23 protein-coding genes and 1 pseudogene are annotated in these 26,912 nt (G+C 62.7%); 15 read left to right on the forward strand and 9 right to left on the reverse strand.

The window, feature by feature from the left end; genetic code table 11:
* Nucleotides 1-8 precede the first annotated feature (8 nt).
* From ACZ9IL_RS07235 to fadI, 4 genes are all read right to left on the reverse strand, one after another.
* Complete coding sequence (locus ACZ9IL_RS07235) at nucleotides 9-566, reverse strand: YaeQ family protein (RefSeq protein WP_476002909.1); 558 nt, start codon at nucleotides 564-566, stop codon at nucleotides 9-11.
* 168 nt (nucleotides 567-734) lie between these two features.
* Complete coding sequence (locus ACZ9IL_RS07240) at nucleotides 735-875, reverse strand: TIGR02808 family protein (RefSeq protein ID WP_081966246.1); 141 nt, start codon at nucleotides 873-875, stop codon at nucleotides 735-737.
* Nucleotides 876-1,171: 296 nt separating this feature from the next.
* Nucleotides 1,172-3,322 carry a fatty acid oxidation complex subunit alpha FadJ gene (gene fadJ, locus ACZ9IL_RS07245; protein WP_476002910.1) on the reverse strand — a complete coding sequence of 717 codons (2,151 nt, stop codon included), beginning with the start codon at nucleotides 3,320-3,322 and terminating at the stop codon, nucleotides 1,172-1,174.
* 14 nt (nucleotides 3,323-3,336) lie between these two features.
* A complete protein-coding gene (gene fadI, locus ACZ9IL_RS07250; RefSeq protein ID WP_476002911.1) occupies nucleotides 3,337-4,647 on the reverse strand; it encodes an acetyl-CoA C-acyltransferase FadI in 1,311 nt (436 codons plus the stop codon).
* Nucleotides 4,648-4,829: 182 nt separating this feature from the next.
* Between fadI and ACZ9IL_RS07255 the strand changes: the two genes are divergently transcribed.
* The 11 genes and pseudogenes from ACZ9IL_RS07255 to ACZ9IL_RS07305 all read left to right on the forward strand — a co-directional run.
* A complete protein-coding gene (locus ACZ9IL_RS07255; RefSeq protein ID WP_476002912.1) occupies nucleotides 4,830-5,780 on the forward strand; it encodes an AAA family ATPase in 951 nt (316 codons plus the stop codon).
* Nucleotides 5,761-6,777 (forward strand): DUF58 domain-containing protein, encoded by a 1,017-nt coding sequence (locus ACZ9IL_RS07260; RefSeq protein WP_476002913.1) that lies wholly within the window; start codon nucleotides 5,761-5,763, stop codon nucleotides 6,775-6,777. Before ACZ9IL_RS07255 ends, ACZ9IL_RS07260 begins: the two co-directional genes overlap by 20 nt.
* Nucleotides 6,762-7,337: a DUF4381 domain-containing protein gene (locus ACZ9IL_RS07265; RefSeq protein ID WP_476002914.1), complete on the forward strand. Its 576-nt coding sequence runs from the start codon at nucleotides 6,762-6,764 to the stop codon at nucleotides 7,335-7,337. The genes ACZ9IL_RS07260 and ACZ9IL_RS07265 overlap by 16 nt, the downstream gene beginning before the upstream one ends.
* The gene (locus ACZ9IL_RS07270) at nucleotides 7,334-8,332 is read left to right on the forward strand and encodes a VWA domain-containing protein (protein ID WP_476002915.1); all 999 of its coding nucleotides are present in this window, start codon (nucleotides 7,334-7,336) and stop codon (nucleotides 8,330-8,332) included. The genes ACZ9IL_RS07265 and ACZ9IL_RS07270 overlap by 4 nt, the downstream gene beginning before the upstream one ends.
* A gap of 18 nt (nucleotides 8,333-8,350) precedes the next feature.
* Complete coding sequence (locus ACZ9IL_RS07275) at nucleotides 8,351-9,889, forward strand: tetratricopeptide repeat protein (protein ID WP_476002916.1); 1,539 nt, start codon at nucleotides 8,351-8,353, stop codon at nucleotides 9,887-9,889.
* Between the two features lie 68 nt (nucleotides 9,890-9,957).
* Complete coding sequence (locus ACZ9IL_RS07280) at nucleotides 9,958-11,415, forward strand: BatD family protein (protein WP_476005314.1); 1,458 nt, start codon at nucleotides 9,958-9,960, stop codon at nucleotides 11,413-11,415.
* A 40-nt stretch (nucleotides 11,416-11,455) separates the two neighbouring features.
* Complete coding sequence (locus tag ACZ9IL_RS07285; protein ID WP_476002917.1) at nucleotides 11,456-12,046, forward strand: sigma-70 family RNA polymerase sigma factor; 591 nt, start codon at nucleotides 11,456-11,458, stop codon at nucleotides 12,044-12,046.
* Nucleotides 12,039-12,785, forward strand: a complete 747-nt coding sequence (locus ACZ9IL_RS07290) for a DUF3379 domain-containing protein (RefSeq protein WP_476002918.1) — start codon at nucleotides 12,039-12,041, stop codon at nucleotides 12,783-12,785. The genes ACZ9IL_RS07285 and ACZ9IL_RS07290 overlap by 8 nt, the downstream gene beginning before the upstream one ends.
* A gap of 408 nt (nucleotides 12,786-13,193) precedes the next feature.
* The gene (locus tag ACZ9IL_RS07295) at nucleotides 13,194-14,480 is read left to right on the forward strand and encodes an outer membrane protein transport protein (protein WP_476002919.1); all 1,287 of its coding nucleotides are present in this window, start codon (nucleotides 13,194-13,196) and stop codon (nucleotides 14,478-14,480) included.
* A 251-nt stretch (nucleotides 14,481-14,731) separates the two neighbouring features.
* Nucleotides 14,732-15,988 (forward strand): OmpP1/FadL family transporter, encoded by a 1,257-nt coding sequence (locus tag ACZ9IL_RS07300; protein WP_476002920.1) that lies wholly within the window; start codon nucleotides 14,732-14,734, stop codon nucleotides 15,986-15,988.
* 117 nt (nucleotides 15,989-16,105) lie between these two features.
* Nucleotides 16,106-16,723, forward strand: a pseudogene (locus ACZ9IL_RS07305) (EAL and HDOD domain-containing protein); the annotation flags it as partial.
* Nucleotides 16,724-16,886: 163 nt separating this feature from the next.
* Here ACZ9IL_RS07305 and ACZ9IL_RS07310 read toward each other — a convergent pair.
* Nucleotides 16,887-18,191, reverse strand: coding sequence for an outer membrane protein transport protein (locus ACZ9IL_RS07310; protein WP_476002921.1), 1,305 nt, complete (start codon nucleotides 18,189-18,191; stop codon nucleotides 16,887-16,889).
* A 447-nt stretch (nucleotides 18,192-18,638) separates the two neighbouring features.
* Nucleotides 18,639-19,802, reverse strand: a complete 1,164-nt coding sequence (locus ACZ9IL_RS07315; RefSeq protein ID WP_476002922.1) for a thiolase family protein — start codon at nucleotides 19,800-19,802, stop codon at nucleotides 18,639-18,641.
* A gap of 135 nt (nucleotides 19,803-19,937) precedes the next feature.
* Here ACZ9IL_RS07315 and ACZ9IL_RS07320 point away from each other — a divergent pair, with 135 nt between their 5' ends.
* Nucleotides 19,938-20,336, forward strand: a complete 399-nt coding sequence (locus ACZ9IL_RS07320; protein ID WP_476002923.1) for a MerR family transcriptional regulator — start codon at nucleotides 19,938-19,940, stop codon at nucleotides 20,334-20,336.
* Nucleotides 20,337-20,453: 117 nt separating this feature from the next.
* Here the strand turns inward: ACZ9IL_RS07320 and ACZ9IL_RS07325 are convergent, their stop codons facing one another.
* Nucleotides 20,454-21,701: a dicarboxylate/amino acid:cation symporter gene (locus ACZ9IL_RS07325; RefSeq protein ID WP_476002924.1), complete on the reverse strand. Its 1,248-nt coding sequence runs from the start codon at nucleotides 21,699-21,701 to the stop codon at nucleotides 20,454-20,456.
* A gap of 269 nt (nucleotides 21,702-21,970) precedes the next feature.
* On the opposite strand from ACZ9IL_RS07325, the gene ppnP reads away from it, so the two are divergent.
* From ppnP to ACZ9IL_RS07340, 3 genes are all read left to right on the forward strand, one after another.
* The gene (gene ppnP / locus ACZ9IL_RS07330) at nucleotides 21,971-22,255 is read left to right on the forward strand and encodes a pyrimidine/purine nucleoside phosphorylase (protein WP_476002925.1); all 285 of its coding nucleotides are present in this window, start codon (nucleotides 21,971-21,973) and stop codon (nucleotides 22,253-22,255) included.
* 169 nt (nucleotides 22,256-22,424) lie between these two features.
* Complete coding sequence (locus ACZ9IL_RS07335; protein ID WP_476002926.1) at nucleotides 22,425-23,807, forward strand: L-serine ammonia-lyase; 1,383 nt, start codon at nucleotides 22,425-22,427, stop codon at nucleotides 23,805-23,807.
* A 288-nt stretch (nucleotides 23,808-24,095) separates the two neighbouring features.
* Nucleotides 24,096-25,466 carry an L-serine ammonia-lyase gene (locus ACZ9IL_RS07340; RefSeq protein WP_476002927.1) on the forward strand — a complete coding sequence of 457 codons (1,371 nt, stop codon included), beginning with the start codon at nucleotides 24,096-24,098 and terminating at the stop codon, nucleotides 25,464-25,466.
* Nucleotides 25,467-25,609: 143 nt separating this feature from the next.
* On the opposite strand, the gene ACZ9IL_RS07345 is transcribed toward ACZ9IL_RS07340, so the two are convergent.
* Both ACZ9IL_RS07345 and ACZ9IL_RS07350 read right to left on the reverse strand, forming a co-directional pair.
* Nucleotides 25,610-26,569, reverse strand: a complete 960-nt coding sequence (locus tag ACZ9IL_RS07345; RefSeq protein ID WP_476002928.1) for a lytic murein transglycosylase — start codon at nucleotides 26,567-26,569, stop codon at nucleotides 25,610-25,612.
* Nucleotides 26,569-26,847 carry a YcgL domain-containing protein gene (locus ACZ9IL_RS07350; protein WP_476002929.1) on the reverse strand — a complete coding sequence of 93 codons (279 nt, stop codon included), beginning with the start codon at nucleotides 26,845-26,847 and terminating at the stop codon, nucleotides 26,569-26,571. The genes ACZ9IL_RS07345 and ACZ9IL_RS07350 overlap by 1 nt, the downstream gene beginning before the upstream one ends.
* Nucleotides 26,848-26,912 lie beyond the last annotated feature (65 nt).

The following is a 26,912-nucleotide window of genomic DNA, read 5'->3' on the forward strand; positions in this document are numbered from 1 at the left end:
GAGTCAGTTTACAGTTCGCGGGCGGAGCGACCCATCAACACCACGGGGTCGAGGGTGACTTCCTGGTTGCCATTGCTGATCCAGAGCTGACCATCGGAGATGGTGCAGGTGAGGTGCATGGTGCGCTCCACCATGGCGGTCAGCGGCAGGGTCTGGCTGTCGGAAAGCTCGATGACGCTGAGGTTGTCATGCTGGCTGAGCTTGCCCTGGTTCTGCTTCCACCAGACGCTGGTACCACGCCCGCCGTAGAGATAGAGCACCACCTGGCGGGAGCGGTTGCACGCCTTCTTCAGCCGCTTCTCGTCGGGCTGACCCAGTTCAATCCAGAGCTCGATCTCGTCGGTGTAGTTCTTGCACCAGAGCTCCGGTTCATCGTCGGCACTGAGCCCCTTGGTGAACTCCAGCCGCTCGGCGGCATGCCAGGCGAAGGCGGCCAGCCGGATCATCATCCGCTCGTCGGTCTCGGAGGGGTGACGGGCCAGGGTGAGGGACACATCCTGATAGAGGTGGCGATCCATGTCGGACAGACTGAGCTGGGCCTTGAATACGGTTGCCTTGAGAGCCATAAAAACCTTGAATAGCTGGAAATGGGCGGGATCGCCTGAAACTGCGCGCCAGTGTAATCAAAATCGGCGCCGGGTTCGACCACCTTGGTGAAACCCTTGGGTCTGGGGGACGCACAAAAACAAATGCCAGTCGTGAGACTGGCATTTGGCGCTATGAACGAGGGTGACTCACTTCTCGGCGGGCTTGACCCCGAATGCATTGAGCAGCAAGCAGCAGGTCACTGCCACGGCCACGAACCCGCTCAGAAAGATAAAAGGCATGGCCCCGTATCCCAAGATGTTCCAGATGGTTTGTTCAAGCAGACTCATAGTGTGTCCTTCATCCAGTGAAATGGGTGTTCCCGTTGGCGGCGGGTATGCCCCGCTCCTGATGCCGCTATTTGAACTCAACCGGCGCCTAACGCCTATGCCACCAAAGTAATAAATGGGCCACTTGTTTGCGCTAGATCAATAATTTAGCCCTTATTGAGTCGATTATCTGCTTGCCAAGCCCACCACGGTGGCGGGTTCGACCCTCCCCTCAACCATAGCCCAGCCAAGGGCGGCAAAAAAGAGAGGCGACCCGGGTCGCCTCTCTTGCACCATCTGCTCGGGCAGGCCCTGAGCTATGAGTAGAAACGCAGCTGCTCCGCCGCCATCGCCTTGAGCCGCGCGCAGGGGGCGAATCTGTCCCCGTGGCGCTTCTGGTAGTGTTCAAGTCGGCCGACCAGATGCTCGATGCCGAGGCTGTCCATGTAGCGGAAGGGGCCGCCGAGGAAGGGCGGGAAGCCGATGCCGAAGATGGCGCCGATGTCGCCGTCCCGGGCCGAGGCCACCACCCCGCCATCGAGCGCCATGGCCGCCTCGTTCAACATCAGCAGCACGCAGCGCTCGGCGATCTCTTGGCGGGCCAGCCTGGGCGAGACGGAGACCCCGAGCACCCCGTAGACGCTCGTGTCCACCGTCTTCTTGCCCTCCTTGCCGGTGAGCTTGTTGCGCGGCGCGGCCTTGCCATAGAGGTAGAAGCCCTTGCCGTTCTTGCGGCCCTTGCGATCGTCTTGCAGCAGCTTGTCAAACGCCTTGGGCGCCTGGAACTGCTCGCCGCCAAGTTCGCGTTCGAGGATAGGAGAGATCTTGGCGCCCACGTCAATCCCCACCTCATCGAGCAAGGTGATGGGGCCGACCGGGAAGCCGAAGTCCAGCAGGGCGCTGTCCAGCACCTCCACCGGCTCCCCTTCCAGCACCAGCCGCGCCGCCTCGTTCATGTAGGGGGCGAGAATGCGGTTCACGTAGAAGCCGGCCTCGTCCTTCACCACGATCGGGGTCTTGCCCTGAGCACGGGCGAAGGCCAGGGTGGTGGCCACCGTCTCGGGGCTGGTGCCGGCGTGAGGAATGATCTCGGCGAGCGGCATCTTGTCCACCGGGCTGAAGTAGTGCAGTCCCACGATCCGCTCGGGATGAGCGGCATTGGCCGCGATCTGGTTGATCGGCAGGGAGGAGGTGTTGGAGGCAAACACCGTGTGTTCGCCGCACTCGCGCTCCACGTCCTGCACCATCTGATGTTTGAGTGCGAGATCCTCAAATACCGCCTCCACCACCATGTCGACCCGGTGGAAACCCGAGTAGTCCAGGGTACCGGACAGCATGCTCATCTGCTTTTCCAGTTCGCTACGCAAGATCTGACGACGTTTAAGCTTCTTGGCCAGCAGATCGTAGCTGTAACGCATGGCGTTGCCGATGCCGGCACTCCCCACGTCCTTGATCCGTACCGGCACCCTGGTCTTGGTGGCGGTGACGAAGGCGATCCCCCCCCCCATCAACCCCCCGCCGAGCACGGCGGCATGAGTCACCTTGCGCGGGGCGGCGCCCTGATAGCTCACCTCCTTCTTCATCTCGGTGGTGGCGAAGAACAGGGAGCGCAGGGCGGCGGATTCCGGGGTCATCACCAGCTCGCCGAAGTGACGGGCCTCGGCGATGAGGCCGGCCTGCATCCCCTCCTCCACGCCGATGCGTACCACCTCGAGGATCCGCTCAGGCGCCGGGTAGTTGCCACGGGTCTTGGCCTTGACGCCCTTGGCGGCCTGATCGAACAGCACCTTGCGACCGAGCGCATTGGTCTCCAGCAACTTGCCTTGCAGATCCCGTTTCAGCGCGTGGCGCGGTTTGCCCTTCTTGGCGAGCTTGATGGCGGCGTCGAGCAGGATGGAGGGTGGCACCACGTCGTCCACCAGGCCGAGTTTCTTGGCCTGCTTGGCGCGCACCTGCTTGCCCGTCAGTATCAGATCCAGCGCCTTGGCGACCCCGATGAGGCGCGGCAGACGCTGGGTGCCGCCGGAGCCCGGCAGCAGACCGAGCTGCACTTCCGGCAGACCCAGCAACGTCTTGCCGTGATCCGTGATGACCCGGCCATGGCAGGCCAGGGCCAGTTCCAGCCCGCCACCGAGGCAGGGACCGTGGATGGCGGCGATCACCGGGATGCTCAGCGCTTCGATCTCGGCGAACACCAGCTGCCCTTCCCGGGAGATGGCCTGGGCATCCTGGGCGCTGGCACAGGCCGCCAGCATGCCGATGTCGGCGCCGGCGACGAAGGAGTCTTTCTTGCCGGAGACGATCACCAGACCGATCAGATCTTTGTTTCCCTTCACCTCGGCCAGCACGGCACGGATCTCGTCTGCAAACGCGGCCTTGAGGGTATTCATGCTCTCGCCGACCACATCCATGGTCAGGATGCCGATGCCGTCCTGGCGAATATCCAGGGTAAATGTTGCTGTGTTCATCTTGCTCGCCTCCATCATTCCACCTCCAGCACCATGGCCACACCCAGCCCACCCGCCGCGCAGGCGGTGTTGAGCCCCAGGCCCCCGCCGCGACGACGCAGCTCGTGCAGGGTCTGGGTGATCATGCGGGCACCGGTGGCGGCGAACGGGTGGCCATAGGCCAGGGAGCCACCAAGCACGTTGAATTTATCCATGTCCACCTCGCCGATGGCCTGATCACGGCCCAACTTGTCGCGGGCAAACTCGTGGCTGGCGAACATCTTGAGGTTCGCCAGGGTCTGGGCGGCAAAGGCTTCGTGCATGTCGATGAGGGTCAAGTCGGCGAGCGTGATGCCGGCGCGGTCCAGTGCCAGCGGGGTGGCATAGGAGGGACCCATCAGCATGTCCTGCCACACGTCGATGGCGGAGAACGCGAAACTGCGGATGTAGCCGAGGGGCTCGAGACCCAGCTCCTTGGCCCGGCCTTCGCGCATCAGCAGCACGGCGGCGGCGCCGTCGGTGAGCGGGGTGGCGTTGGCGGCGGTGACGGAGCCGTGTACCCGGTCAAACACGGGTTTGAGCTTGGCGTAGCTCGCGAGATCGGAGCTCTCGCGGATGTTGTTGTCCCGCTCCAGCGGTGACTTGTAAGGGGGCACGTGAGCGGTAAACACCTCGGCGTTCAACTTACCCTCGGCCCAAGCCTGGGCTGCCAGGCTGTGGGAGCGATGGGCCAGGGCATCCTGCGCCTCGCGGCTGATCCCGTGGCTCTTGGCCATCTGCTCGGCGGTCTGCCCCATGGAGAGGCCGGTAGAGTATTCGGCCACCGCTGGCGGCACCGGCATCAGATCTTTTAACCGCAAACGGCGCAGGATATTGAAGCGCTGCTGCAGATTGCGGGCCTTGTTCAAGTCAACCAGGGCGCGCGCCAGGCTCTTGCTGACCCCGATGGGCAGCACCGAGGAGGAGTCGGCACCGCCGGCGATGGCGATGTCGACCGTGCCGGCCATGATGGATTCGGTGACGTTGGCCACCGCCTGGAAACTGGTGGCGCAAGCGCGCGACACGCTATAGGCGTCGGTGCTGACGCTCATGCCGGTGCCGAGCACTATCTCGCGGGCGATGTTCGGCGCCTCCGGCATCTGCACCACCTGGCCGAACACCAGTTGATCGATGAGCTTGGGGTCGAGACTGGTACGGGCGAGCAGTTCACTCACCACCAGCTTGCCGAGATCCACCGCAGGGACGCCATGAAAGGCGGTGGCCTGCTTGGCAAAGGGAGTGCGCAGACCCGCCACGACGGCAATCCGTTCGCCCTGGCGCGTGGTCAGTTTCAATGGCTGTTTCATCCTGGCTCCTTGGTTAAAAGGGAAGAGGTCTGACCTCATTGCGCCACATCTTAACAATCCACTCACAACTTTCATACGGCTGATTGAAACTAAATTGTCACCATCTTGGCCCCCCGTCTCGCCCTCGGGGGGTATCTGGGGTATAAAAAGAGCAACTTCTATTAAAACAACGGGTTCATCCCATGGCCGTGACCGGGTTCCGACAACTTAGTGACTATCTTGGCAGTCAAGTTCTGGGACAGGGCCCCCTCATCGAGGGGCTCTTGATCGCCCTGTTATGTGAAGGACATGTATTGATCGAAGGGGCACCCGGCCTTGCCAAGACCCGGGCGGTCAAGGCGCTGGCCGGCGTGGTGGAGGGGCGCTTTGCCCGCATCCAGTTCACTCCGGATCTGCTGCCGGCCGATCTCACCGGCAGCGAGGTGTTTCACCCCCAGGATGCCAGCTTTGTGTTTCAGCCCGGCCCCCTGTTCAACCACCTGGTGCTGGCGGACGAGATCAACCGGGCCCCGGCCAAGGTGCAATCAGCCCTGCTGGAAGCCATGGCCGAGCACCAGATCACCGTCGGCAAGAAGAGCTGGCGTTTGCCGCCGCTGTTTATGGTGGCCGCGACCCAGAACCCCATCGAGCAGGAAGGCACCTACCCCCTGCCGGAGGCCCAGCTCGATCGCTTCCTGCTCAAGCTGATGGTGGATTACCCCAGCCCCGCCATGGAGCTCGCCATCTTGCAGCTCAATGCCCGTGGCGAGCAGTTGCAGCCACCGTCGATGACCCTGAGTCAGGATGCACTGCTGGCGGCGAGAAACGAGGTGCTGGCCGTACAGATGCAGGCGCGCCTCGAGCACTATTTGGTGCAACTGATCTGCGCCACCCGCCCCGGCAGCGGGCTCTGTCCCGAGCTCGAGCCTCTGATCGAGGTCGGTGCCAGCCCCAGGGCCAGCATAGGGCTGGCGCGTGCCGCCCGGGCCCGGGCCTGGCTCGCGGGACGGGACTTCGTGCTGCCGGAGGATATCCAGCAGTTGGCCCCCGCCGTGCTGCGCCACCGCCTCATTCCCAGCTATCAGGCCCTGGCCGACAACCTCGACAACGAGGCGCTGATCTCGCTGCTGCTGGATGTCATCCCATGCCCCTGAGCCTCTGCCAAGCCGTTTCACTTCTTTATCGCCGGCCCAGACATCGGATACGGATGGTGACTCCCGCCAACAAGGCATTCATCACACAGCTGCCGGACCCCATCCCTTGTCCCTGATCCCAACCCCCTGCGCCCATCCCGACATCGCCTTGCCGCTGACCCGACTGCTGGCCATCCGGCTGTGGGCGAGGCAGGGACATAGGGCGCGGGTACATCAGGCGAGGCAGGGACGGATCGGCCGGGTACCGGGCTTGAGCTTTCGCGAACTGCGGGCCTATCAGGCCGGAGATGAGGTGCGTCACATCGACTGGCGGGTGACCGCCCGGCTCGGCCGCCCCTATACCCGACTCTACGGCGAGGAGCAGGAGCAGGCCCACTGGCTGCTGCTCGATCTCTCCCCCTCCCTCTATTTTGGCTCCGGGCCACAACTCAAGGCTCGCCTCTGCTGCGAGCTGGCCGCCGCCCTGCTCTGGCAGGGAGAAAAGCAGGCCAACACCCTAGTCTGCCACGGGCTGGCCCCGCAGATAGCGCACCAGCGCGGCTCCCTGGTGCCCTTGCTGCAGACCCTCTGCCAGCAGTACGAGGCGGGACTGGCGCGCACGCCACCTCCCCACTCACTGGCTCAGACCCTGGCGCGGCTGCGGCTGCCCCAGGGGGCCAGATTGACCATCATCGGCGATCACCGGCCCTGTGATGAGCCCCTCGCCCAGCAGTTGCAACTGCTCGGTCGTCGCCACGATATCCATTACTGGCAAATTCGGGATCCCCTCGAGGCAAGCCTGCCCACCGAAGGGCGACTGGCGGTGCAGGCAGGCAAGCGCAGCGGCTGGCTCGACGCGGGGCAGCCAGCCTTTCGCCAGCGCTACCGGCAGGCGGCCGAGCAGCAGAGCGATCTCAGCCAGCAGCAACTGCTGCCGCTGGTCCAGCGCCTCTATCGGCTCGACAACGGCCAGAGTCTGCAGCGCCAATGGCAGGAGGGTGGATGCCGGTTGCTCTGAGCATCACCCCGACCCCATCCTCAGCCGCGACACTCGCGGGTGATCAGGTGCCGCTCGATCAGGCGCGGCTACATGAGATCCAGAGCCAGCTGCGCGACATCCACCCGGGGCCCGAGCTAGCGGCGGCGGCCGATCCTCGCCTGCTGGCCTGGGGTTGGTTGTTGATCACGCTGCTAGCCATGGCGCTGATCACCAGCCTGACGCTGAGACTGTGGCGCCAGCATCGCTGGGCACGGCAGATTAACTGGCAGAGCGCCGAGCTGGTGCCCGAGCTGCAAGCCGTGCTGCGTCAAGCCGCGCTGGCCCGCTGGCCCGAGGCGCGCGCCCTGCAGGGGGAAGCCTGGCTCGCCTGGCTCGATGCCAGGGGAGGCAGCCACTTTGGCGATCTGGCTGAACACTGGTCCGGCTGGCTCTACGCTCAGCAGCAGCCAGATGATCGGCAGCGGGCCTTGTTGCGGCGCGCCTACCTTGGCTGGGGGCGCCACTGTGTCAGTTCGCCATGGATAAGGCCGCTCAAGGAACGACGAGTCCCGGCCCAGGGCCGCAGAGGCGCCCCATGATCCTCGCCTGGCCCTGGTTCGCCCTCGCCCTGGTGCTGCCCTTGCTGGTGCGCTTCGGTCTGCCCCCTCTCCAGGCCAAGACCCGAGCTCGTCCCCGACTCGTCCACGACGGCTTCCCCCTGTTGCTGCCCCAGGCCGGGCAGCCGCTCTGGCGCATGACGCTGTGCTGGTGCGCCCTGGTGCTGGCACTGTGCCGCCCCCAATGGCAGGTCGAGCCCCTCATTCATTATCAGGCCAGCCGGGATCTCATCCTGGCGGTGGATCTCTCCGACAGCATGCGCACTCAGGACATGCTGGATGAAGGGGAGCAACGCGACCGGCTCGGCGCCGTGCGCCAGCAACTCAAGGCCCTGATCAGCGCCCGCCCCGGCGATCGCATCGCCCTGATCGTCTTCGCCGATCACGCCTACCTGCTCTCCCCCCTGACTCAGGAGACCAAGGCATTGCTGACCCTGGGCGATGAGCTCGATTTCGATCTGGTGGGGCGCACCACGGCCCTCGGTGAAGCCATACTGCTGGCGCGCCAGCATGCGGATCCTGCCCGCCCTACCGCCCTGCTGCTGGTCACCGATGGCCGCAACACCGCGGGCAATGCGGATCCGTTGCGCGAAGCCGGGCTGGCCGCCGCCGCGGGGATCCGGCTCTACACCCTGGGCGTGGGCGCCGATCCCGGCACCTTTGCCCAGCCGCAGGGGGGAGCCGATCCCAGCGCCGAGCTGGATGAACCCCTGCTGCAACGGCTGGCAGAGCTCGGTCACGGCCGTTATTTTCGCGCCCGCAGCCAGGCCGACTTGATGGCCATCAACCAGGCCCTCGACAGCCTGGAGCCGGTGGCCCGTCCGGAGACAGTCTATCGTCCCAATCAGGAGCTCTATCCTTGGCCGCTCGCGCTGGCCTGGCTGCTGCTGAGCTGGCCGACCCGCCTGAGCGGGCTTGCCTCGCTGTGGCCCAGAGGGCGGCGCGCCGCCCCGCCAGAGGAGCCGCCCCATGGGTAAGTGCCGGGGATCTTCGCCATGGAGTTGATGCTGCTGCGCCCACTCTGGCTGCTGGCCCTGCTGCCCTGGCTGTGGCAGGGGTGGCGCCGTCGCCGCCAGCCCTCCCTGCTCGCCCCCGCCATGCAGGCCTATCTGCTGCCGGGTCAGAGCCGCGCCATCCCCTGGCTCTGGCTCGCCTGCCTGCCCCTGATACTGGCCCTCTGCGGCCCGGCACTGCGCCAGCAGAGTCAGCCCATCGACAGCCCCGCCCTCGATATCTGGCTGCTGGATCTTTCCGATTCCATGCGGGCCGGCGATCTGCCGCCGGATCGGGCAACCCGGGTACGGCTGTTGCTGCAAGACATGCTGGATGCAGCCTCCAGCACGAGTACAGGCCAGGAGCGACGCCCCATCGCGCTCATCCTGTTCGCCGGCGATGCCTATCTCGCCATGCCCCCCAGTCGGGATCATCAGGCCATCTCGTTGCTGCTGCCGGACTTGCGCCCGGCCATCATGCCGCAGCTGACCTCACACCGTGGCAGTGCCCCCGAGCGTGCCGTCGCACTGGCCCTTGCGCAGATCCCCGCAGGCCAGAGCGCACGGCTGCTGCTCGTCACCGACGGGCTCTCACCGACCCAGATCGAGGGCATTGCCGAGCAGTGGCCCTGCCAGAGCACGCTGTTTTGTCGTCAATCGGCGGCGCCTCGCCTCGACATCCTGCTGGCCAACGGGGGCAAGGCCACCGAGCTGCCGCCCGCCCCCGAGGCCCGGCAAGGGCTCGGCAGCGCCCTTGGACGCAGGCTGCCGGCCCCCGATGGGGCGGCCATACAGCAGCTCGCGACCCGTCTGGGGGGAGATCTGCAGTGGGTGCAGGCCGGGTTGCCAAGGTTTGCCCCCCTGCCCATGAGCCAGACGCTGACCACGGATCAGTCCCGGGATCTCGGACCCTGGCTGCTGCTCCCCTTGCTGCAGCTAGCGCTGCTGGCCCGTCTCGGGGCGCACTGGCTGCTCTTGCTCGGGGTGGGGATGGGCCTTCTCAACTCGCCGCCATTGCAGGCCAGCGTGCGCCTGTCTGACCCTTCCTTGCAGGAGCAACAGGCCTGGCAGGCCTACCGGCAGGGAGACTATCTTGCGGCCGCCCGCGATTTTCAGGATCCCGTCTGGCAGGGCAATGCCTGGTACAGGGCTGGCGACTACCCCCGGGCTGTCTCGGCCTATGCTCGCGTCAACAGCCCCACCGCCCACTACAACAGGGGCAATGCGCTGGTACGGTTAGGTTCGCTCGCGGCCGCCGAGCAGGCCTATCTGGCCGCCCTCGCGCTCGAGCCCGGCCACGAGGATGCGCTCTTCAATCTGGCCCTGCTGCGCACGCCGCCGCAAAGCGCCTCGCAGCAACCCCAGTCCGGCGACGTGTCCAAGCCCTCGGAAACTCAGCCGCCGGCAGCCGCACCGGAAAGCCCGCAGCCTCCGGCGCCACCGGTGCTGCTGCTCGAGCAGCGACTGCGCAAGGAGGCTCAGCGCCGCGCCCTGGCAGACCAACCGGATGCCTTATCCTCCAAGCCGGAGGGACCCTGGTGATCTTCGATTCGCGCCAACACATCGGTGGCCTCGGCCAGCGGCTGCTCCTTCTGCTGCTCTGTGCTGTGATGGCGAGCCAGGCACTGGCCGCGTCGCCGCGAGCCGAACTGCTGCCGGGGCCGAGCGACGACGACTGGCTGCTCATCATCGAAGCCGACGGGCAACTGCGCGGCGATGAGCTCGTCCTCACCCCCTTGCTGCGCCAGTTCGCGGTGGGCCGGGTGACATTAAGCCGCGTCACCACCGAGGTACGCAGCCTCACCCGCTGGCAGATCCCGCTGCACCGTGCGGCAAGCGACGCCAGTCAGGTGCCCGCCCTCGCGCTCGGTACCGAATGGACGCCGCCACTGCCGCTGCCCGAGCACGGTGAGCCGCAGCAGCCCAAGGCAGCACCCACCCTCTCCCCCATCGAATTGCAGGCCAGCGTGCTGCATCAGGGACCGCTCTATCCCGGGCAGCCTTTCATCTACCAACTCAGCCTCTGGCTGCCCGCCAACCTGGAGGCCCCCAACCTCAGCGAACCGGTCGGCACTGGCTTCATCATTCGCCGCCTCGGTAACGATCAGTGGGAATCCCCCGCCGATCCCGGCATGCCTGGCCGGCTGACTCGCAAATGGCTGCTGCAGGCCAGAGAGCCGGGACTCCATCCACTGGAGTCTCCCCGCTTTCAGGGGCGCCTGCCCATGACTGACGGCATCAGTGACAGCCTCTCCGCCAGGGCCGCCACCCAGTACGTGAAGGTGGACAAGGCGCCGGTGGAGCCGGTGGCGAGCATGCTGACCCTGCGCCAGCAGCTCAGCCCGGCCACGGGAGCCAGGGTTGGGGAGCCGGTGATCCGTACCCTGACGCTGGTGATGGAAGGGGGAGACGGCAGCCGCTTGCCAAGGCCGGCGCAGTCCAGGCTGCCGGCGGGCTTGCTGGCAAGGCCGGATGGCGAGCAACAGGAGGAGCGCTTCGTGGCCAAGGGGGCGCTGCGCTTCGAGCGCCAGTGGCGCCAGGCCTTGAGCGCCGAGGTGCCGGGCCACTATCCGTTGCCCGCCGTGGATCTGCCCTGGTTCAATACCCGGACCGGGCGCATCGAGCATGCCCGCCTGCCGGCACAGACGCTGCTGTTCGAGGCCGCGCCTCTCTCATCCGGGCAGGAGCCAGAACCTGCGGGGGAGAGCCTGCACTGGGTGTTGCTGGCCTTGCTGTTGCGCGCCCTGTGGCAGGGTGGATTCCGCTGGCTGGCTTTCTACCGCCTGCAACGCACCCTTGCGCAAGGAGAGCCGGATCCCGCGCGGTGGGCCCTGCTGAGCTGGGCCGATCTGCGCTGGGGAGCCACCCACCAGCACCTTGCCAGCCTGCCCTGTCATCGCAACCCCGCCATCGGGGGCCTGCTCGACAGCCTGGATCGGGCCTGCTTCTCCCCGACTTGCGCGGCAGAAAATCCGACCGACTGGCAGAGGCTCGCCAAGGCGTTGTGCGCCTTCGATACTGTTGCAATAGCCTCTGGTCTCAGGATACTGGCGTGGCTGCGCCCTTGAGCTCACGGCCAGCGACCCCGAATAAAAAGGAAGCCCAATCATGGCGTTAGGTTTTTTCAGAAAAAAAGGCTCAGGAACGGGAAAGGATCCCGGGGCCACGCCGGTCTATGGGGATATGGCAGACAAACAAACCAAGTACGAAGCCCTGGTGCACGCCCTGCACGCAGACATCTATCGCTACGCCTACTGGCTGTGCCGGGATCCGCAGGTAGCCGAGGATCTGGTGCAGGAGACCTTCTTGCGCGCCTGGAAGTCCATCGACGCCCTGCTGGACGACAAGGCCGCCAAGGCTTGGCTCATCACCATCCTCAGGCGGGAGAATGCCCGTCGCTTCGAGCGCAAGCAGTTCGATCTCATCAGTCTCGATGAGCATCCACTGAGCGATCCGGGGGCCCTGCACAATGAACAGGAGATGGAGCACGAATGGCTCAGACGCCACATCGCCAGGCTGCCCGCCGAGTATCAGGAGCCGCTGTTGCTGCAGGTGCTAGGGGGATTTAGCGGCGAGGAGATCGCCGAGCAGCTGGGGTTGAACAAGAACACCGTCATGACCCGGCTGTTTCGGGCACGCAACCAGATCAAAGAGGCCATGGAGTCAGCGGCACAACGAAGAGGACACACAAATGGATGAGCTTGAGTTTCGCCGCAGGGCCATCGCCCATCCAACGGATGCAGATCCTGCCTTTCTCGAGGCGGCGCAGGCGTCCCCCGCCAATCGCAATCATCTGGACGAGATGAAGCAACTGGATCGCCAGTTGCACCGCATCCTCGAGGTCGAGGTGCCGGCGGGCCTGGCCGAACGCATCCTGCTCAGACAGGCGGTGGAACCTGACGAGGATGAAGTGGTGCCGCTGTCGCCCCCGCCGGTACGCACCGGATGGCGTCCCCTCGCCATGGCGGCCTCGATCGCCTTCTTGCTCGGCATGAGTACCCGCTGGGTGAGCTGGCCGCTGACGGCGCCGGACGAGGCGTCCCTCGCCCAGGTCGCCATGGCCCATGTCTATGGGGAGGAGCCCTTCATCAAGGGGGTCGATGAACAGGTCAGCCTGCAGACCATCAACGCCAAGATGGGGAAATACGGCGCCACCCTGATGGGCATGCCGGGCATGAAGGTAACCTATGTCAATCATTGCGCCTTCTATCAGGGGCCGGCCCTGCACATGGTGCTGCAGGGCAAGATGGGACCTGTCTCCCTGTTCCTGGTGCCCAAGCACGTGCCCCTCAAGATCCAGCCTGATTTTGCAGATGGCCAGCTCAAGGGGGAGATCCTGTCGCTCAAGGGTGCCAACATGGTGCTGATCGGTGATATGCAGGAGCAGCTTGCCCCGGTGGCACGGCAATTGGCGTCCCGTCTGCACTGGTCCATTTAACAGATCTTAACCCTGGCTGACTGAGCTTTACCCCCCTCCACACCACAGGCAGACAAACCCGTTGTCTGCCTGTTCATTTCAAATAGCGCGATATTCCCCGCTCATTGCCCGATTTTCCACGCCAGCCCCCTGAATTTATTTCACTGACTCATACAGCACCCTCAGTACATTAATTACCCAATAATGGATGATTTTGGCTATTAAAACGGCAAGTTAAAACAAATGATTAACACAATGGAAACTTTTATGTATTCTGCTGTCACTGGTCTGATTTCTTACCTCCTACCAGATCCATAGAATCACGCCAGAAGTGAATGGGAAGAAGCTTACATAACAACAGATCTTGTCGTGTATAGCGGCCAAAGAGCCGTGATATCGACAGAAAATCTGCTTACAAGAGAGAACACTATGACAACTGCCTTTTTCAAGAAAAGCCTGATCGCCGCGGCCGTGACCCTGGTCAGTACCCAGACCTTTGCTGCTGCCTTCCAGCTGAACGAGCACTCGGCCTCCGGTCTGGGTCGCGCCTATGCAGGGGAAGCGGCCATCGCGGACAACGCGTCCGTACTGGCTCGCAACCCGGCCGCCATGACCACCTTTGACAAGATGGCACTGTCTGTTTCCGGCACCTATATCAAGCCCGATGTGGATGTGGCGGGTGACATCTATGCCGGCCCCACCAAGCTGGCCTCCTCCAGCGAGAGCGACATAGCACCGGATGCCTTCGTACCGGCGACTTATTTCATCCAGCCGCTGAACGATCAGTGGGCCTGGGGCCTGGGGCTGTTCTCCAACTACGGTCTGGCCACCGAATACTCCAAGACCTTCCCGGCTGGCGCCGGTGCCGGTGATACCGACCTGTTGACCTTCAACATCAACCCCAACATCGCCTATCGCATCAACTCCAACTTCAGCATCGGCGCCGGTATCAACGCCGTCTATGCCCAGGCCGAGCTGAACCGCTATGCCGGTGCCCTGGCACCGGGTCTGACCGCCAAGAGCGGTATCGTGCATAACAGCGACACCGCCATCGCACACCTCAAGGGTGATACCTGGGGCTTTGGCTGGAACGTCGGCACCCTGTACGAGATCAACGACAACAACCGCCTGGCGCTGACCTATCGCTCCCAGGTGGACCTGAGCTTTGACGGCGACTTCAAAGGCCTGACCTCCGGCTACAAGACCGTCGATGGCAACCTGAAACTGGATCTGCCGGCCCAGGCCGAGTTTGCCGGTTACCACCGTCTGAACCAGCAGTTCGCGGTGCACTACTCCGTCAACTGGACCGACTGGAGCGCCTTCCAGGAGCTCAAGGCCACCAGCAACTCCTGTGCTGGCGGTGTCTGTCTGCAAAAAGACGAGAAGTTCAAGGACTCTACCCGTTACGCCTTGGGCGGTACCTGGTACATCAACCCGGCCTGGGAAGCCCGCATCGGCTTCGCCTATGACAACAGCCCGATCGAGCCGGAATACCGCAGCCTGAGCATCCCGGATTCCGACCGTGTCTGGTACAGCGCTGGCGCCACCTACCACATCGATCAGGACATGAGCGTCGATTTCGGCATGGCCTACCTGGATGGCAAGGAAGTGGACGTGAACGAAGGCCTGACCAGTCACACCGATCCGGTTCGCTGGAAGGGCACCTCCCACGGCAACGCCTTCCTGGCCTCTGCCCAGTTCAACATGAAATTCTGATTTACCCGTTAGCAAACAGAGCGCCCTTGGGCGCTCTTTTTTTATACCGAATCGCCATTTCAGCGCACAGCTGTAGCAAACAACTGTACTCTTTTCGTTTTTTATCAGCCTGTTAGCCCCTATCCCTCCAGCATTTAATCCCGTTTTGGCCCAAGCCACCCCACCCCTGTTGCCTTGCTGGTCATACCATATAAAATCCCGCCCCCAACCAAATAACAGAATGAACCCCAAGTTCATCCCAAGGAAAAGCAATGCATTCGAACATGAAGCCCTCCCTCATCGCCCTGCTGCTGGTGTCGAGCCAGACCCAGGCGGCCGGTTTTCAGCTGGCGGAGCAATCGGCAACCGGCATGGGGCGCGCCTTCGCCGGGGAAGCGGCCATCGCCGACAACGCCAGCGTGCTGTCGCGCAACGTCGCCGCCATGACCCGTTTCGAACGCACGGCCTTCTCCGGTGGCGTCATCCACATCCACCCCGACGTCAACATCGAGGGCAACACCCGGGTACCGACTGCCACGGGGCCGGTGAGCCTGGACGCGAGCGCCTACGACATCGCGGGGGATGCCTGGGTGCCCAATGCCTATCTCATCATGCCGCTCAACGAGCGCTGGTGGCTGGGACTGGCGGCCACCTCCTACTACGGTCTCGGCGTGCAGATGCCGGACAACTACAACGCCGGCCACTTCGGCAATGTCTCCGACATCAAGACCATGGATCTCGGCGTCTCTCTGGCCTATCGCATCAACGAGCTGTGGAGCCTGGGAGCTGGCTTGTCCGCCATCCAGGGCGAGGGAGAAGTGGGCGGCACCTTCCCTTCCAACAACAAGATAGCCAAGCACCTCAAAGGGGATGGCTGGGCCCTCGGCTGGAATCTGGGTGCCCTGCTGGAGCTGTCACAGGCGACCCGCATCGGTCTCTCCTACCGTCACGATGTGACCCTGACCCTGTCCGGCGACGCCATCGGCACCGATCTGCAGGGGCGTACCTTCACCGACACCGGCAGCCTGGATCTGCCGCTGCCCGCCACCGCGGAGCTCGCCCTCTTCCATCAGCTGACACCGGCCCTGGCGCTGCATTCGAGCATCAACTGGACCAACTGGAGCAAGTTCACCCAGCTCGAGGCCGAGCTCGATCACTATGGCACCATGCACATCAAGGACGAGCACTGGGAAGACAGCTGGCGCTACGCCCTCGGCCTGACCTACCAGCTGGCCCCCAAGTGGCAGCTGCGCTCCGGCATTGCCTATGATCGCAGCCCGGTCCCCGCCGAACGCCGCACTATCTCCATCCCGGATTCGGACCGGATCTGGTACAGCGCCGGGGTTGGCTATCAGCTGGATCGCAACCTGTCGCTGGACTTCGGGCTCACCCTGCTCGATGGCAAGAAGGTGGATGTGACCGAGACCATGCAGCTCAAACCCGGCGTGCCGCAGACCAGTTCCAGCTTCCAGGGCACCTCGGAAGGGGACGCCTGGCTGGCCGGCCTGCAGCTCAATTATCTGTTCTAAATCACCGATTTCCCCGCCAGATGCTATGCCAGTTGTTGACCCTTGGGCGCCGGTCAGCACTGGCATAGTGATCCGCTTCACCATAGAATCAAGCCAGCACTCATGCTGGAGAGATGAATGTATTCCTACGTAGCAAGGCAGCCCATCCTGGATCGGGAGTTGAAGACCCATGCCTATGAGCTGCTTTTTCGCGACAGCCTGGATAATGTGTTTCCCCTCATCTCGGCGCAACAGGCCACCGCCCGACTGGTGGCCGAACAGTTTTTGCAGCAGAACATCGATCAACTGCTGGACGGACACCCCTGCTTCATCAACTTCCCTCATTCCCTGCTGCTCGACGGGTTGGCCGAATGCCTGCCCCAGGACAAGGTGATCATCGAGATCCTGGAAGATGCCGAGCCGGACGATGCGCTGCTTGCCAAGGTGATACAGCTGAATCAACTGGGTTATCGCATGGCACTGGATGATTTCACTCTTTCCACGACCTGGGACCGTTTCCTGCCCTATGTCCACATCATCAAGTTCGACCTGAGGGCCACGCCCCTCGCCAGCATCGAGGCCTTCATCGAGAGCCACCGTCACCTGCCGCTCACCTATCTCGCCGAGAAGGTGGAAAACAAGGCGGAGTTTGAACGGATGAAGGCACTGGGAGTCGCACTGTTTCAGGGTTTCTTCTTCAGCCGGCCGCAGATGGTTCAGCAGACCACCAGCCACCCGGATCAGCTGCTGGTGATGCACCATGAGCCGTCACTCAAGCACTTGATTGAAAAAGTCCTTCACAAATAAAGGTGCTGTGGATGCTCGCCATCCGGGGCACGCCTGCGTAACAGTCACGGCAAATACCATAAAAAAACGCCCCTCGAGAGGGGCGTTTTTGGTGTCTGGCGGCGAGAGAAGCTTAGAACAGCATGTTGAACTGGACCGAGGCCAGGAAGGCATTGCCTTCGTTGTTGCCCTCGAAGTAGAACGGCTGGCCCGGGTCGTTGCTGTGGACTCCTTCCTTCACCTCACCCGCTTCGCCGTTGATGTAGGTCAGGCCAACGTCGATGCTCTTGGTCTCATCGAAACGGTAGGTCGCCCCGGCGCTGTACCACCACTTGTTTGCATCCGGCAGGCTGATGGTGGCGTGCTCGCTCTGCACGGCGGATTCGTCATAGGCGACGCCGACTCGCGCCTCCCACTGCGGGTTCACATACCAGGTCGCACCGACCGCGTAGCGCATCGCATCTTGCAACTGCTCATTCTTGCTCAGGCAGACGCCGCCCGGCAGGTTGCACTGTGCGCTGGTCGCCTCCAGCTTTTCAAATGCGCTCCAGTCGGTCCACATCACCGAGTAGTGCAGGGCAAATTGCGGGTTCAGGCGGTGGTAGCCGGAGAACTCGGCAATGGCGGGCATGGGGACATCCACCGTGGCCTCGGCCTGGTAACCGGGTGCACCCACGGCGCCGGTGTAATCCCCCTCCAGCTCCACGTCGATCTCGGATCGGTAGGTCAGCGCCAGGCGGTTATCCTGGTTGATCTCGAACAGGCCGCCGACGTTCCAGCCCCAGCCGTTGCCGGCGCCATCGAAGTTGGCCAGGGTATTGTGGGCACCATTGGGGTTTCCATTGGGATTGACTCTGTCCACATAACCGGTGGCGATGGTGTAGTTGATACCGGCACCGACGCTCCACTGCTCGTTGATGCGGTAGGCCACGTTCGGGTTCAGGTTGACGCTCATCAGCGAGGTCTCACCCGCCAGCAAGCCGGCGGCTGGATTGCTGCCGGCACCGAAACTGTCATCGAAGCGGGTGCCGAGGCCATAGTTGGTCATCATGGCAAAGCCGACGGCCCACTGCTCGTTGATGGGGTGGATCATATAGGCGGCGGGCACCACGGCATTGGGACCGGCGTTGCCATGGCTGGCAGCAGTGCTGGAGTCCAGCCTGTTGCCCGGCAGATCGGTGACAAAGTTCCCGTCCACGCTGTAATCCGGATCCACCATGGTGGCAGCCATGGAGACGGCGGTCTTGTCGAACATCATCATGGCGGCCGGGTTGCGGCCCAGCACGGACGCGTTGTCGGCGATGGCCCCTTCACCCGCGAAGGCGCGGCCGAGGCCGGAGGCGGAGTGTTCGTTGATCTGGAAGCCAGAGGCGGAGGCATTGGTCGCGAGCAGTGCCAGTGCGCTGGCAAGGAGGCTGAGCTTGAAATGGGTGGTCATCAAAGGTTCTCGTTTACGCGCCCATAGCGGGCGATGATCATCACGGCGGCCTGGGCTACGCGATGCAACAGTGCCCTGAGTCATCGGCGTCAACGCAAGAGCGACAAAAATAGATGCGCATAGTAGGGAGCCTCTTCGTTGCCACAAATCAGACCAGTCCCGAAATTGGCCGCCAAACTTAATGCCGGCTGAATAGAGGCAAATAAGCCTCTTTTCCCGGCCATAATCGGGCTTTTCGGCGCAACTTATCGATGCACCTGAGCGTTGACTCGCCCCTTATGACAAGCGGGTAACGGGCCGCCCGGAGACGCCAACTAGGCCTTGATGAGCAAGGATGGCCCGGCGGCGGCCAGTGCGGCCTCCGGGTCATCGGAATAGAGAGGGAAGATAAAGAAGGGAATCATGCGCCGGCGCACCATCGGGCAACGCCGGCATTGGGCCTGGGCCTCAGTCCAGCTCGACGGCCATCGCGGTGGCCTCCCCGCCCCCGATGCAGAGGCTCGCCACCCCTCGCCGCAGGCCACGGGCGCGCAGGGCATGGATGAGGGTCACCAGGATGCGGGCGCCGCTGGCGCCGAGGGGATGGCCCAGGGCACAGGCACCCCCATTCACGTTCAGCTTGGCGTGAGGGATCTGGCAGCCTGACATCGCCAGCATGCTGACCATGGCGAAGGCCTCGTTCACCTCGAACAGGTCCACTTCCTCCACCGACCAGCCCACCCGTGCCAACAACTTGTGGATGGCGCCGACGGGGGCACTGGTGAACTCCGCCGGCAGGGCGGCGTGGCTCTGATAACCCACCAGCCGCGCCAGCACCGGCAGCCCCAAGCGGGCAGCGGTCTCGGCCCGCATCAGCACCAGCGCCGCCGCCCCATCGGAGATGGAGCTGGCATTGGCGGCGGTGATGGTGCCGGTCTTGCTAAACGCGGGCTTGAGTGTGGGTATCTTGTCGGGCCTGGCGTTGGCGGGCTGTTCATCCTCGGCCAGCAACAATCGTTCTCCCACCGTCAGCGGAGCGAGCTCGGCCTCGAAGGCGCCGCTGCGCTGGGCCGCCAGGGCCCGATCGAGGGAGGCGAGCGCATAGGCATCCATGTCGGCCCGGGTCAGGCCGGCCCGATCCGCACTCAGCTGGGCGTAATGTCCCATCAGCTGTCCCTCGTAGGCATCCTGCAGGCCGTCGAGGAACATGTGATCCAGCACCGTCTGATGGCCCATACGAAGGCCGCTGCGTGCCTTGTCGAGCAGATAGGGAGCCCGGCTCATGCTCTCCATCCCGCCGGCCACCACCACCTCGGCCTCGCCGAGGCGCAGGCTGTCCGCGGCCAGCATCACCGCCTTCATGCCCGAGCCACACACCTTGTTGATGGTGGTGCAGGGCACGCTGTCGGGTAAACCGGCCTTCAGCGCCGCCTGACGGGCCGGTGCCTGCCCGAGCCCGGCGCTCAGCACATTGCCTATGTAGACCTCGTCGACCCGATCCCCCGCAAGCCCGGCCGCCGCCATGGCCTCCCTGATGGCGCAGGCGCCGAGCTCGGGCGCACTCAGACTGCTCAGGGCGCCCAGGAAGGCCCCCATGGGAGTACGCTTGGCCGCCACTATTACTATGTCCATTCGTCACCCGCTCCTTTTGTTACATGGAGATAACATATGCCCTCGCCGGGATCGGAACAAGACTTGCGGGGAAGTTGACGTTTGGGTAAGGTGCCAGCCTGCCTTGACAATCGAGATGACGGCCAAGATAACCCTATGACCAGATCCAAGGATGACGCCCGGACCTTCAGCATCAGCGAGCTGGCCCGTGAATTTGATGTGACCACCCGCAGTATCCGTTTCTATGAGGATCAGGGGCTGCTGAATCCGACCCGTCAGGGCCAGACCCGCATCTACAGCCGACAGGACAAGGTGCGCCTCAAGCTGACCCTGCGTGGCAAGCGGCTGGGGTTCAGCCTCGCGGACATTCGCGAGCTGTTCGATCTCTATGACGCGGACAAGAGCAGCCGTACCCAGTTGCAGACCATGCTGGGGCTGGTGGCCGACAAGCGGGAGACGCTGCAACAGCAGTTGGAGGATATCAAGATGGTCTTGCTGGAGCTGGAAGCCGCCGAGCAGCGCTGCCAGCAAGCCCTGGTCCAGCTGACGCCCTGATTGCCCGAAAGCGCGGTTCTCCACCACAGCGGGATAATGAGAAGTGCTACGTGCACCAACGAAAAGAGGGAAGCATTCGCTTCCCTCTTTTGCATTCACCTTGGCGCCGATGGCGCCTTATCGGGCTTCCTTGCTCCAGCGATCCGGATCGTAATCCGGGCTGTAGCGATCGACGATGATGGCACAGGCCGCATCACCGGTGATGTTGAGGGCGGTACGGATCATGTCGAACAAGCGATCCAGCGCAAACAACAGCGGCAAGCCCTCGATGGGGATCCCGGCTGCCAGCAGCACGGCCACCACCAGGAAGCTCGGCCCCGGCACGCCGGCCTGGCCGATGGCGCCCAGGGTTGAGGTCAGGATGATGGCCACCCAGGCCCCCATGCTGAGATCGATGTTGTAGACCTGGGCGAAGAAGATCGCGACCAGACCGTAATAGATGGCGTTGCCACTCATGTTGATGGTGGCGCCAAGCGGCAGCACGAAGGAGGCGGTGGCGTTGGTCACCTTCAGCTCCTGCTCGCAGGTCTCCATGTTGACCGGCAGGGTCGCCATGGACGAGGCGGTGGAGAACGCCACTATCTGCGGTTTCTTCATCGCCGAGAAGTACTTGCGCACCGGCGTGTTGGAGAAGACCGCGATCAGCAGCGGGTAGACCACGAAGCCGAAGATCAGGATGGCGCCGACATAGACCAGGAACAGCTTGAGCACCAGGGTCAGCACGTCGAAGCCGTAGGTGCCGATGGCATCGGCCATCAGGCCGAACACCCCGAGCGGCGCTATCAGCATCACCTTGTTGATCATCCAGACGAAGGCATCGACCAGGGTGTTGAGCCCGTCTACCAGCGGCTTGGCCCGCTCGCGAGGCTGCTTGGCCAGGGCGATGCCGAGGAACATGCAGAACACCAGGATCTGCAGAATGTTCGCCTCGTTCAAGGACTGGAACACATTGGTCGGGATCATGCCGAGCAGGGTGGCCACGGCGTCCGGCAGGGCTCCCTTGTCGGCGTAGTCGCCGGAGAACATGGCCCCCATGGAGCCAAAATCGACCCCGACCCCGGGTTTGAAGACTTGGCCCATCACCAGCGCCAGCAGCACCGCCAGCGCCGAGGTGCCGAGGAAGAAGGCGAGCGTAGTGGCCCCTATCTTGCCTGCGGCCGGGCTGGCGCCGAGGTTGGCGGCCCCCGACAAGATGGCCACCGCCACCAGCGGGATCACCAGCATCTTGATCAGCTGGATGAAGAGGGTGCCGAGCGGCGCGAAGACGGTGGCGTTTTCACCCATGAACGCCCCGGCCAGGGCCCCCAGCACCATGGCGACCACGACCTGGAAGCCAATGTTTTTGATTAATCCTTTTGTTAACACAGAATGTTCCTTTAATGAGCAACGACTGACACTTTCCCAGTGCTATTGACTATCCAGCGCAAAAAAGTCTCCCCATTACGCTGGCGGCGCGCTTTATCTCATATTTATTTGCCGTTTAACATTATGATTCCTGAATACGATGAATTTAGCATTTCCCCTATAAAATCAAGACTCATAAGAAGCAAAGCCGTTTTTCCCTATTTCACCATGACAACAGCCAAAAAAGTGTGCTACGTTGGCTCGGAAAACGTGCATACAGGGAGGAAAAGATGCTGAAAGTTAACGAGTATTTTGACGGGAATGTTAAATCCATCGGTTTCGAGCAGAAGGGCGAGAAAGCCACCGTCGGTGTGATGGATGCAGGCGACTACCTGTTCAACACCGCCGCCCCCGAGCGGATGACGGTGATCAAGGGAGCCCTCACCATCCAGCTGGCCGATGAAGACGAATGGCGCACCTATGGCCAGGGTCAATCCTTCGAGGTTGCCGGTGACTCTTCCTTCAAGCTGGCCGTCAAGACACCGACCGCCTATCTGTGCGAGTTTCTCGACTGATCCCGAACAATCCCGAGCCATGAGGCGCCAATACCGGCACTCATGGCTCTTTTTGTCAGTTCATCTCCCCCATTTCCACACCGCCATCACAAGCCACCGCTTCTCCTCTGTTCATCGCTTACAACAAAAAATACAATGTTGATACAAAACCCATCATCGGAGTGACGTCATGATCAGCGTCTTCGACCTGTTTTCCATCGGGATAGGTCCCTCGTCCTCTCACACGGTGGGGCCGATGCGGGCCGCCTGTGCCTTCGTCAATGTTCTCAAGCAGGCCGATCTGCTCACCCAGACCGAGCGGGTCGTGGTCGAGTGCTACGGGTCGCTTGGCCAGACCGGCAAGGGCCACGGCACCGGCAAGGCGATCATCCTGGGGTTGGCCGGGTTCGAGCCGGAATCCGTCGATATTGAGGGGATCCCGGACTTCCTCAATCAGGTGGAGCACAGTCAATCCCTGCTCCTGCGCGGGGAGCGCCCCAGCCTGTTTCCCCGGGTTGGCGCCATCATCTTCAACCGGCGCAAGACCCTGCCCGCCCACTCCAACGGCATGACCCTGCGCGCCTTCGCGGGCAACGACCTGCTGTTTGAGCAGACTTACTACTCCATCGGCGGTGGCTTCATCATCGAGGAGAGCCATTTCGCCAATGCCAAGGAGGAAGCCGCCCGCTTCGATGCGGCCCACCCCGTCCCCTATCCATTCGAGAGCGGTGCCCAACTGCTGGCCCACTGCCAGGAGAGCGGCCTCTCCATCTCCGGGCTGATGCTGGCCAACGAGAAGGTGTTTCGCAGTGAAGAGGAGATAAAAGCGGGTCTGCGCAAGATCTGGCAGGCGATGCAGGGCTGTGTCGAGCGCGGCTGTCGCAGCGAGGGCATCTTGCCGGGCGGCCTCAAGGTGAGGCGCCGTGCCCCGGCCCTCTATCGCCAGCTCAACGGCGAGACCAACTTCAACAAGGATCCTTTGATGGTGATGGAATGGGTCGACCTGTTCGCCCTGGCCGTCAACGAAGAGAACGCCGCCGGTGGCCGGGTGGTCACGGCGCCGACCAATGGCGCCGCCGGCATCATTCCGGCCGTGCTGCATTATTACGATCGCTTCGTGCGCAAGGTGGATGACGATCTGCTGCTGCACTACTTCCTCACCGCCGCCGCCATCGGCATTCTCTACAAGAAGAACGCCTCCCTGTCGGGAGCCGAGGTGGGCTGTCAGGGCGAGGTGGGGGTTGCCTGCTCCATGGCGGCCGGGGCCCTGGCCGAGCTGCTCGGCGGCAGCCCCGCCGTGGTCGAGAATGCCGCCGAGATCGGCATGGAGCACAACTTGGGGTTGACCTGCGATCCCATCGGCGGCCTGGTGCAGGTGCCCTGCATCGAGCGCAACGCCATGGGCGCGGTCAAGGCGATCAACGCCGCCCGCCTGGCCCTGCGCGGCACCGGCGAGCACAAGGTGTCGCTGGACAAGGTGATCAAGACCATGTGGGAGACCGGCAACGACATGAAGACCAAGTACAAGGAGACCGCCCGCGGTGGCCTCGCCGTCAATATCACGGAATGTTAATTCGAAGTAACACGGTAGCATTTGACACTAAGATACCCGGCTCGTCCGGGTATTTTTTCGCAAAACGTTTGCCACTCGCTTAACAAATTGGATAACTATCAAAATAAATTTTATACTCGCGCCAGTTTTTCAACAAAAATAGATCTGTTTCAACTTTTTTTAAGCCTTGAGCCGTTACACTGCGGTTAGCTGGTTCATCGGCCTTTGCGACGACAGACTCGTCCCATGGATCACCCCCCTTTCTGCGAGCGGGCATGGCGCCCCCTTCTACCCTGAGGTAATTGTTACATGATCAGCGTTTTTGATATCTTCAAAATCGGTGTTGGCCCCTCCTCTTCCCACACTGTCGGCCCGATGAAAGCAGCCAAGCAGTTCGTGGATGAACTGCGTGCAGGCGGCAAGATCCGTGACATCACCCGGATCCAGGTCGACGTCTATGGCTCCCTCTCCTGGACCGGTAAAGGCCACCATACCGATACCGCCATCATCATGGGTCTGGCCGGCAACCTGCCGGAAAATGTCGACATCGACGGCATCCCCGAGTTCATCTCCCGGGTCGAGCAGACCGGCCGCCTGCCGATCGGGCTGCATTGCCACACCGTCAGTTTCCCCCGCGATGCCATGGTGTTCCATGACGAGGCCCTGCCGCTGCACGAAAACGGCATGACGCTGACCGCCTTCATCGACGACGACGCCGTCTACAGCAAGACCTATTACTCCATCGGCGGTGGTTTCATCGTCGACGAAGAGAACTTCGGCAAGGCCGACAGCGGCGACATGTCCGTCAGCTATCCGTTCAAGAGCGCGGCCGAACTGCTCGCCCACTGCAGCCAGACCGGTCTCTCCGTCTCCGCCTTGATGCTGGAAAACGAGAAGTGCTTCAACACCCCGGAAGAGATTTACAAGAAGCTCGGCAAGATCTGGACCACCATGCGTGAAGGGATCGAGCGCGGTTGCCGCACCGAAGGGATCCTGGCCGGCCCGTTGCGCGTCCCCCGTCGTGCCGCGCCGCTCTACCGTCAGCTGACCACCAACGAGCACCTCTCCAACGATCCGATGAGCATTGTCGACTGGGTCAACATGTTTGCCCTGGCGGTGAGTGAAGAGAACGCCGCCGGTGGCCGCGTGGTCACTGCACCGACCAACGGCGCCGCCGGCATCATCCCGGCCGTGCTGGCCTACTACGACAAGTTCATCCAGCCGGTTGGCCGCGACGAGTACACCCGTTTCTATCTGGCCTCCGCCGCCGTTGGCATGCTCTACAAGATGAATGCCTCCATCTCCGGCGCCGAAGTGGGCTGCCAGGGCGAAGTGGGCGTGTCCTGCTCCATGGCCGCCGCCGGTCTGACCGAACTGATGGGCGGCAGCCCGGAGCAGGTGTGTGAAGCCGCCGAGATCGGCATGGAACACAACCTGGGTCTGACCTGTGACCCGGTCGCCGGTCAGGTGCAAGTACCCTGCATCGAGCGCAACGCCATCGCCGCCATGAAGGCCGTCAACGCCTCGCGCATGGCGCTGCGTCGCACCTCCAAGCCACGCGTGTCGCTGGACAAGGTCATCGAGACCATGTACATCACCGGCAAGGATATGGACTCCAAGTACCGTGAAACCTCCCGTGGTGGCTTGGCCATCAAGGTGATGCAGGTTGCTTGTGAGTAAGTCGCGGCGGTGACATGTAAAAAAGGCGGGATATCCCGCCTTTTTTATTGCCTGTTATTTCGATGATGCCGCTCAAAGCTTCCATCTGATATTGCGAGGCGAACCTCGGCTATTTCAGAGGAAACGGCATCGGGCCGACGCCGTTATTCCACGATACGATCGGCGAGGGTCCCGACCGCCACCACGAAATAGGGTGAGCGATTCCAGTGACGCAGTACCCGATAATTGTCATAGGCCAGATAACTGCGGCCATGTACGTCGTCCGGCCGAATGAGCGAGGCCTGCATCTTGACCTTGGGCAAGGGAGAGCCATCCTGCTGGCGAACCCCGAGTGCCTGCCACTGTGCGAGCGACTTGCTCTGCTCCAGCCCGAGCAAGGCTCGGTCCAGGCTCGCTGGCACCCTCACCCGCCGCCCCCAGGTCTCATCGCCCCGCCAGCCGTTCTGATGCAGATAATTGGCAGCCGAACCAAACACATCGGCGAGATTGCCCCACAGATCCTTCCTGCCATCCCCATCCTGATCGACCGCGTATTTGAGGAAGGACGAGGGCATGAACTGCACCTGCCCCATGGCACCGGCCCAGGAGCCCTTGAAGGTGGCGGGAGTCACGTGCCCCTGCTCTATGATGCGCAGCGCATCGAACAGCTGTCCCTTGAAAAAGTCCTCTCGACGCCCTTCCCAGGCCAGAGTCGCCAGGGAAGATATCAGGGGGAAATTACCGGTCAATTTGCCGAAATTGGTTTCGATTCCCCACAGGGCGACAATAAAACGGGGTTGCACCCCATATTGATGGCCTATTTTCGTGAGCAGCGGCAGATGTTGGCGATATAACACTCTCGCCTGATTGACTTTCCATTGGGGGACGGCGCGGGGAATATAGCTATCCAGCGTCAGTTTGAATTCCGGCTGGTTTTTGTCGTGCTTGATGGCCGTCTCGATTATCCGGATATCGGCAAACGCGGCCTCGACCGTGGCGCTAGGGATCCCCGCCGCCACGGCATCTCGTTTGAGCCCGACGACATAGTCATCGAACGCGGGGCTGGCCTGCAGCGGCATGCTTAATATGCCGCTTAGCAATAACAGCGCCAGCCGCCCTCTCATCAGGACGAGGCCTTTAATTGTGCCTTGTGCTGTTCCAGCAGATTCTCCGGCGGCGGCGGGACCTGCAGATAGAAGCCTTGCCGCTTGAGCGCCTCCATCACCCGCTCGGTCGAGGCGATCCCCAGGGGCTTGGCGGGATCGAGCTTGGTCATCAATACCAGCTCGGGACGACCGAAGGTACTCATCAGTGCCTCTGGCACCCGGGAGAAATCCTCTCTTCTTTCAATAAAGAGATAGGTCTCGGCTTTTTTGCGACTTTTATAGACTGCACACAACATGGAAATTGATATAATCCGACGGGTTTATTGCCTCTGGTGGTGGCAAACTATAACATCAGGAATTG

It is taken from the genome of Aeromonas sp. TECH754 (genome assembly GCF_056279295.1).

Excerpts from the sequence above, each read along its gene's own strand:
- ACZ9IL_RS07235 (WP_476002909.1), bottom strand. The coding sequence starts at position 566 with ATGGCTCTCAAGGCAACCGTATTCAAGGCCCAGCTCAGTCTGTCCGAC.
- ACZ9IL_RS07240 (WP_081966246.1), bottom strand. The coding sequence starts at position 875 with ATGAGTCTGCTTGAACAAACCATCTGGAACATCTTGGGATACGGGGCC.
- fadJ (WP_476002910.1), bottom strand. The coding sequence starts at position 3,322 with ATGAACACAGCAACATTTACCCTGGATATTCGCCAGGACGGCATCGGC.
- fadI (WP_476002911.1), bottom strand. The coding sequence starts at position 4,647 with ATGAAACAGCCATTGAAACTGACCACGCGCCAGGGCGAACGGATTGCC.
- ACZ9IL_RS07255 (WP_476002912.1), top strand. The coding sequence starts at position 4,830 with ATGGCCGTGACCGGGTTCCGACAACTTAGTGACTATCTTGGCAGTCAA.
- ACZ9IL_RS07260 (WP_476002913.1), top strand. The coding sequence starts at position 5,761 with ATGTCATCCCATGCCCCTGAGCCTCTGCCAAGCCGTTTCACTTCTTTA.
- ACZ9IL_RS07265 (WP_476002914.1), top strand. The coding sequence starts at position 6,762 with ATGCCGGTTGCTCTGAGCATCACCCCGACCCCATCCTCAGCCGCGACA.
- ACZ9IL_RS07270 (WP_476002915.1), top strand. The coding sequence starts at position 7,334 with ATGATCCTCGCCTGGCCCTGGTTCGCCCTCGCCCTGGTGCTGCCCTTG.
- ACZ9IL_RS07275 (WP_476002916.1), top strand. The coding sequence starts at position 8,351 with ATGGAGTTGATGCTGCTGCGCCCACTCTGGCTGCTGGCCCTGCTGCCC.
- ACZ9IL_RS07280 (WP_476005314.1), top strand. The coding sequence starts at position 9,958 with ATGGCGAGCCAGGCACTGGCCGCGTCGCCGCGAGCCGAACTGCTGCCG.
- ACZ9IL_RS07285 (WP_476002917.1), top strand. The coding sequence starts at position 11,456 with ATGGCGTTAGGTTTTTTCAGAAAAAAAGGCTCAGGAACGGGAAAGGAT.
- ACZ9IL_RS07290 (WP_476002918.1), top strand. The coding sequence starts at position 12,039 with ATGGATGAGCTTGAGTTTCGCCGCAGGGCCATCGCCCATCCAACGGAT.
- ACZ9IL_RS07295 (WP_476002919.1), top strand. The coding sequence starts at position 13,194 with ATGACAACTGCCTTTTTCAAGAAAAGCCTGATCGCCGCGGCCGTGACC.
- ACZ9IL_RS07300 (WP_476002920.1), top strand. The coding sequence starts at position 14,732 with ATGCATTCGAACATGAAGCCCTCCCTCATCGCCCTGCTGCTGGTGTCG.
- ACZ9IL_RS07310 (WP_476002921.1), bottom strand. The coding sequence starts at position 18,191 with ATGACCACCCATTTCAAGCTCAGCCTCCTTGCCAGCGCACTGGCACTG.
- ACZ9IL_RS07315 (WP_476002922.1), bottom strand. The coding sequence starts at position 19,802 with ATGGACATAGTAATAGTGGCGGCCAAGCGTACTCCCATGGGGGCCTTC.
- ACZ9IL_RS07320 (WP_476002923.1), top strand. The coding sequence starts at position 19,938 with ATGACCAGATCCAAGGATGACGCCCGGACCTTCAGCATCAGCGAGCTG.
- ppnP (WP_476002925.1), top strand. The coding sequence starts at position 21,971 with ATGCTGAAAGTTAACGAGTATTTTGACGGGAATGTTAAATCCATCGGT.
- ACZ9IL_RS07335 (WP_476002926.1), top strand. The coding sequence starts at position 22,425 with ATGATCAGCGTCTTCGACCTGTTTTCCATCGGGATAGGTCCCTCGTCC.
- ACZ9IL_RS07340 (WP_476002927.1), top strand. The coding sequence starts at position 24,096 with ATGATCAGCGTTTTTGATATCTTCAAAATCGGTGTTGGCCCCTCCTCT.
- ACZ9IL_RS07345 (WP_476002928.1), bottom strand. The coding sequence starts at position 26,569 with ATGAGAGGGCGGCTGGCGCTGTTATTGCTAAGCGGCATATTAAGCATG.
- ACZ9IL_RS07350 (WP_476002929.1), bottom strand. The coding sequence starts at position 26,847 with ATGTTGTGTGCAGTCTATAAAAGTCGCAAAAAAGCCGAGACCTATCTC.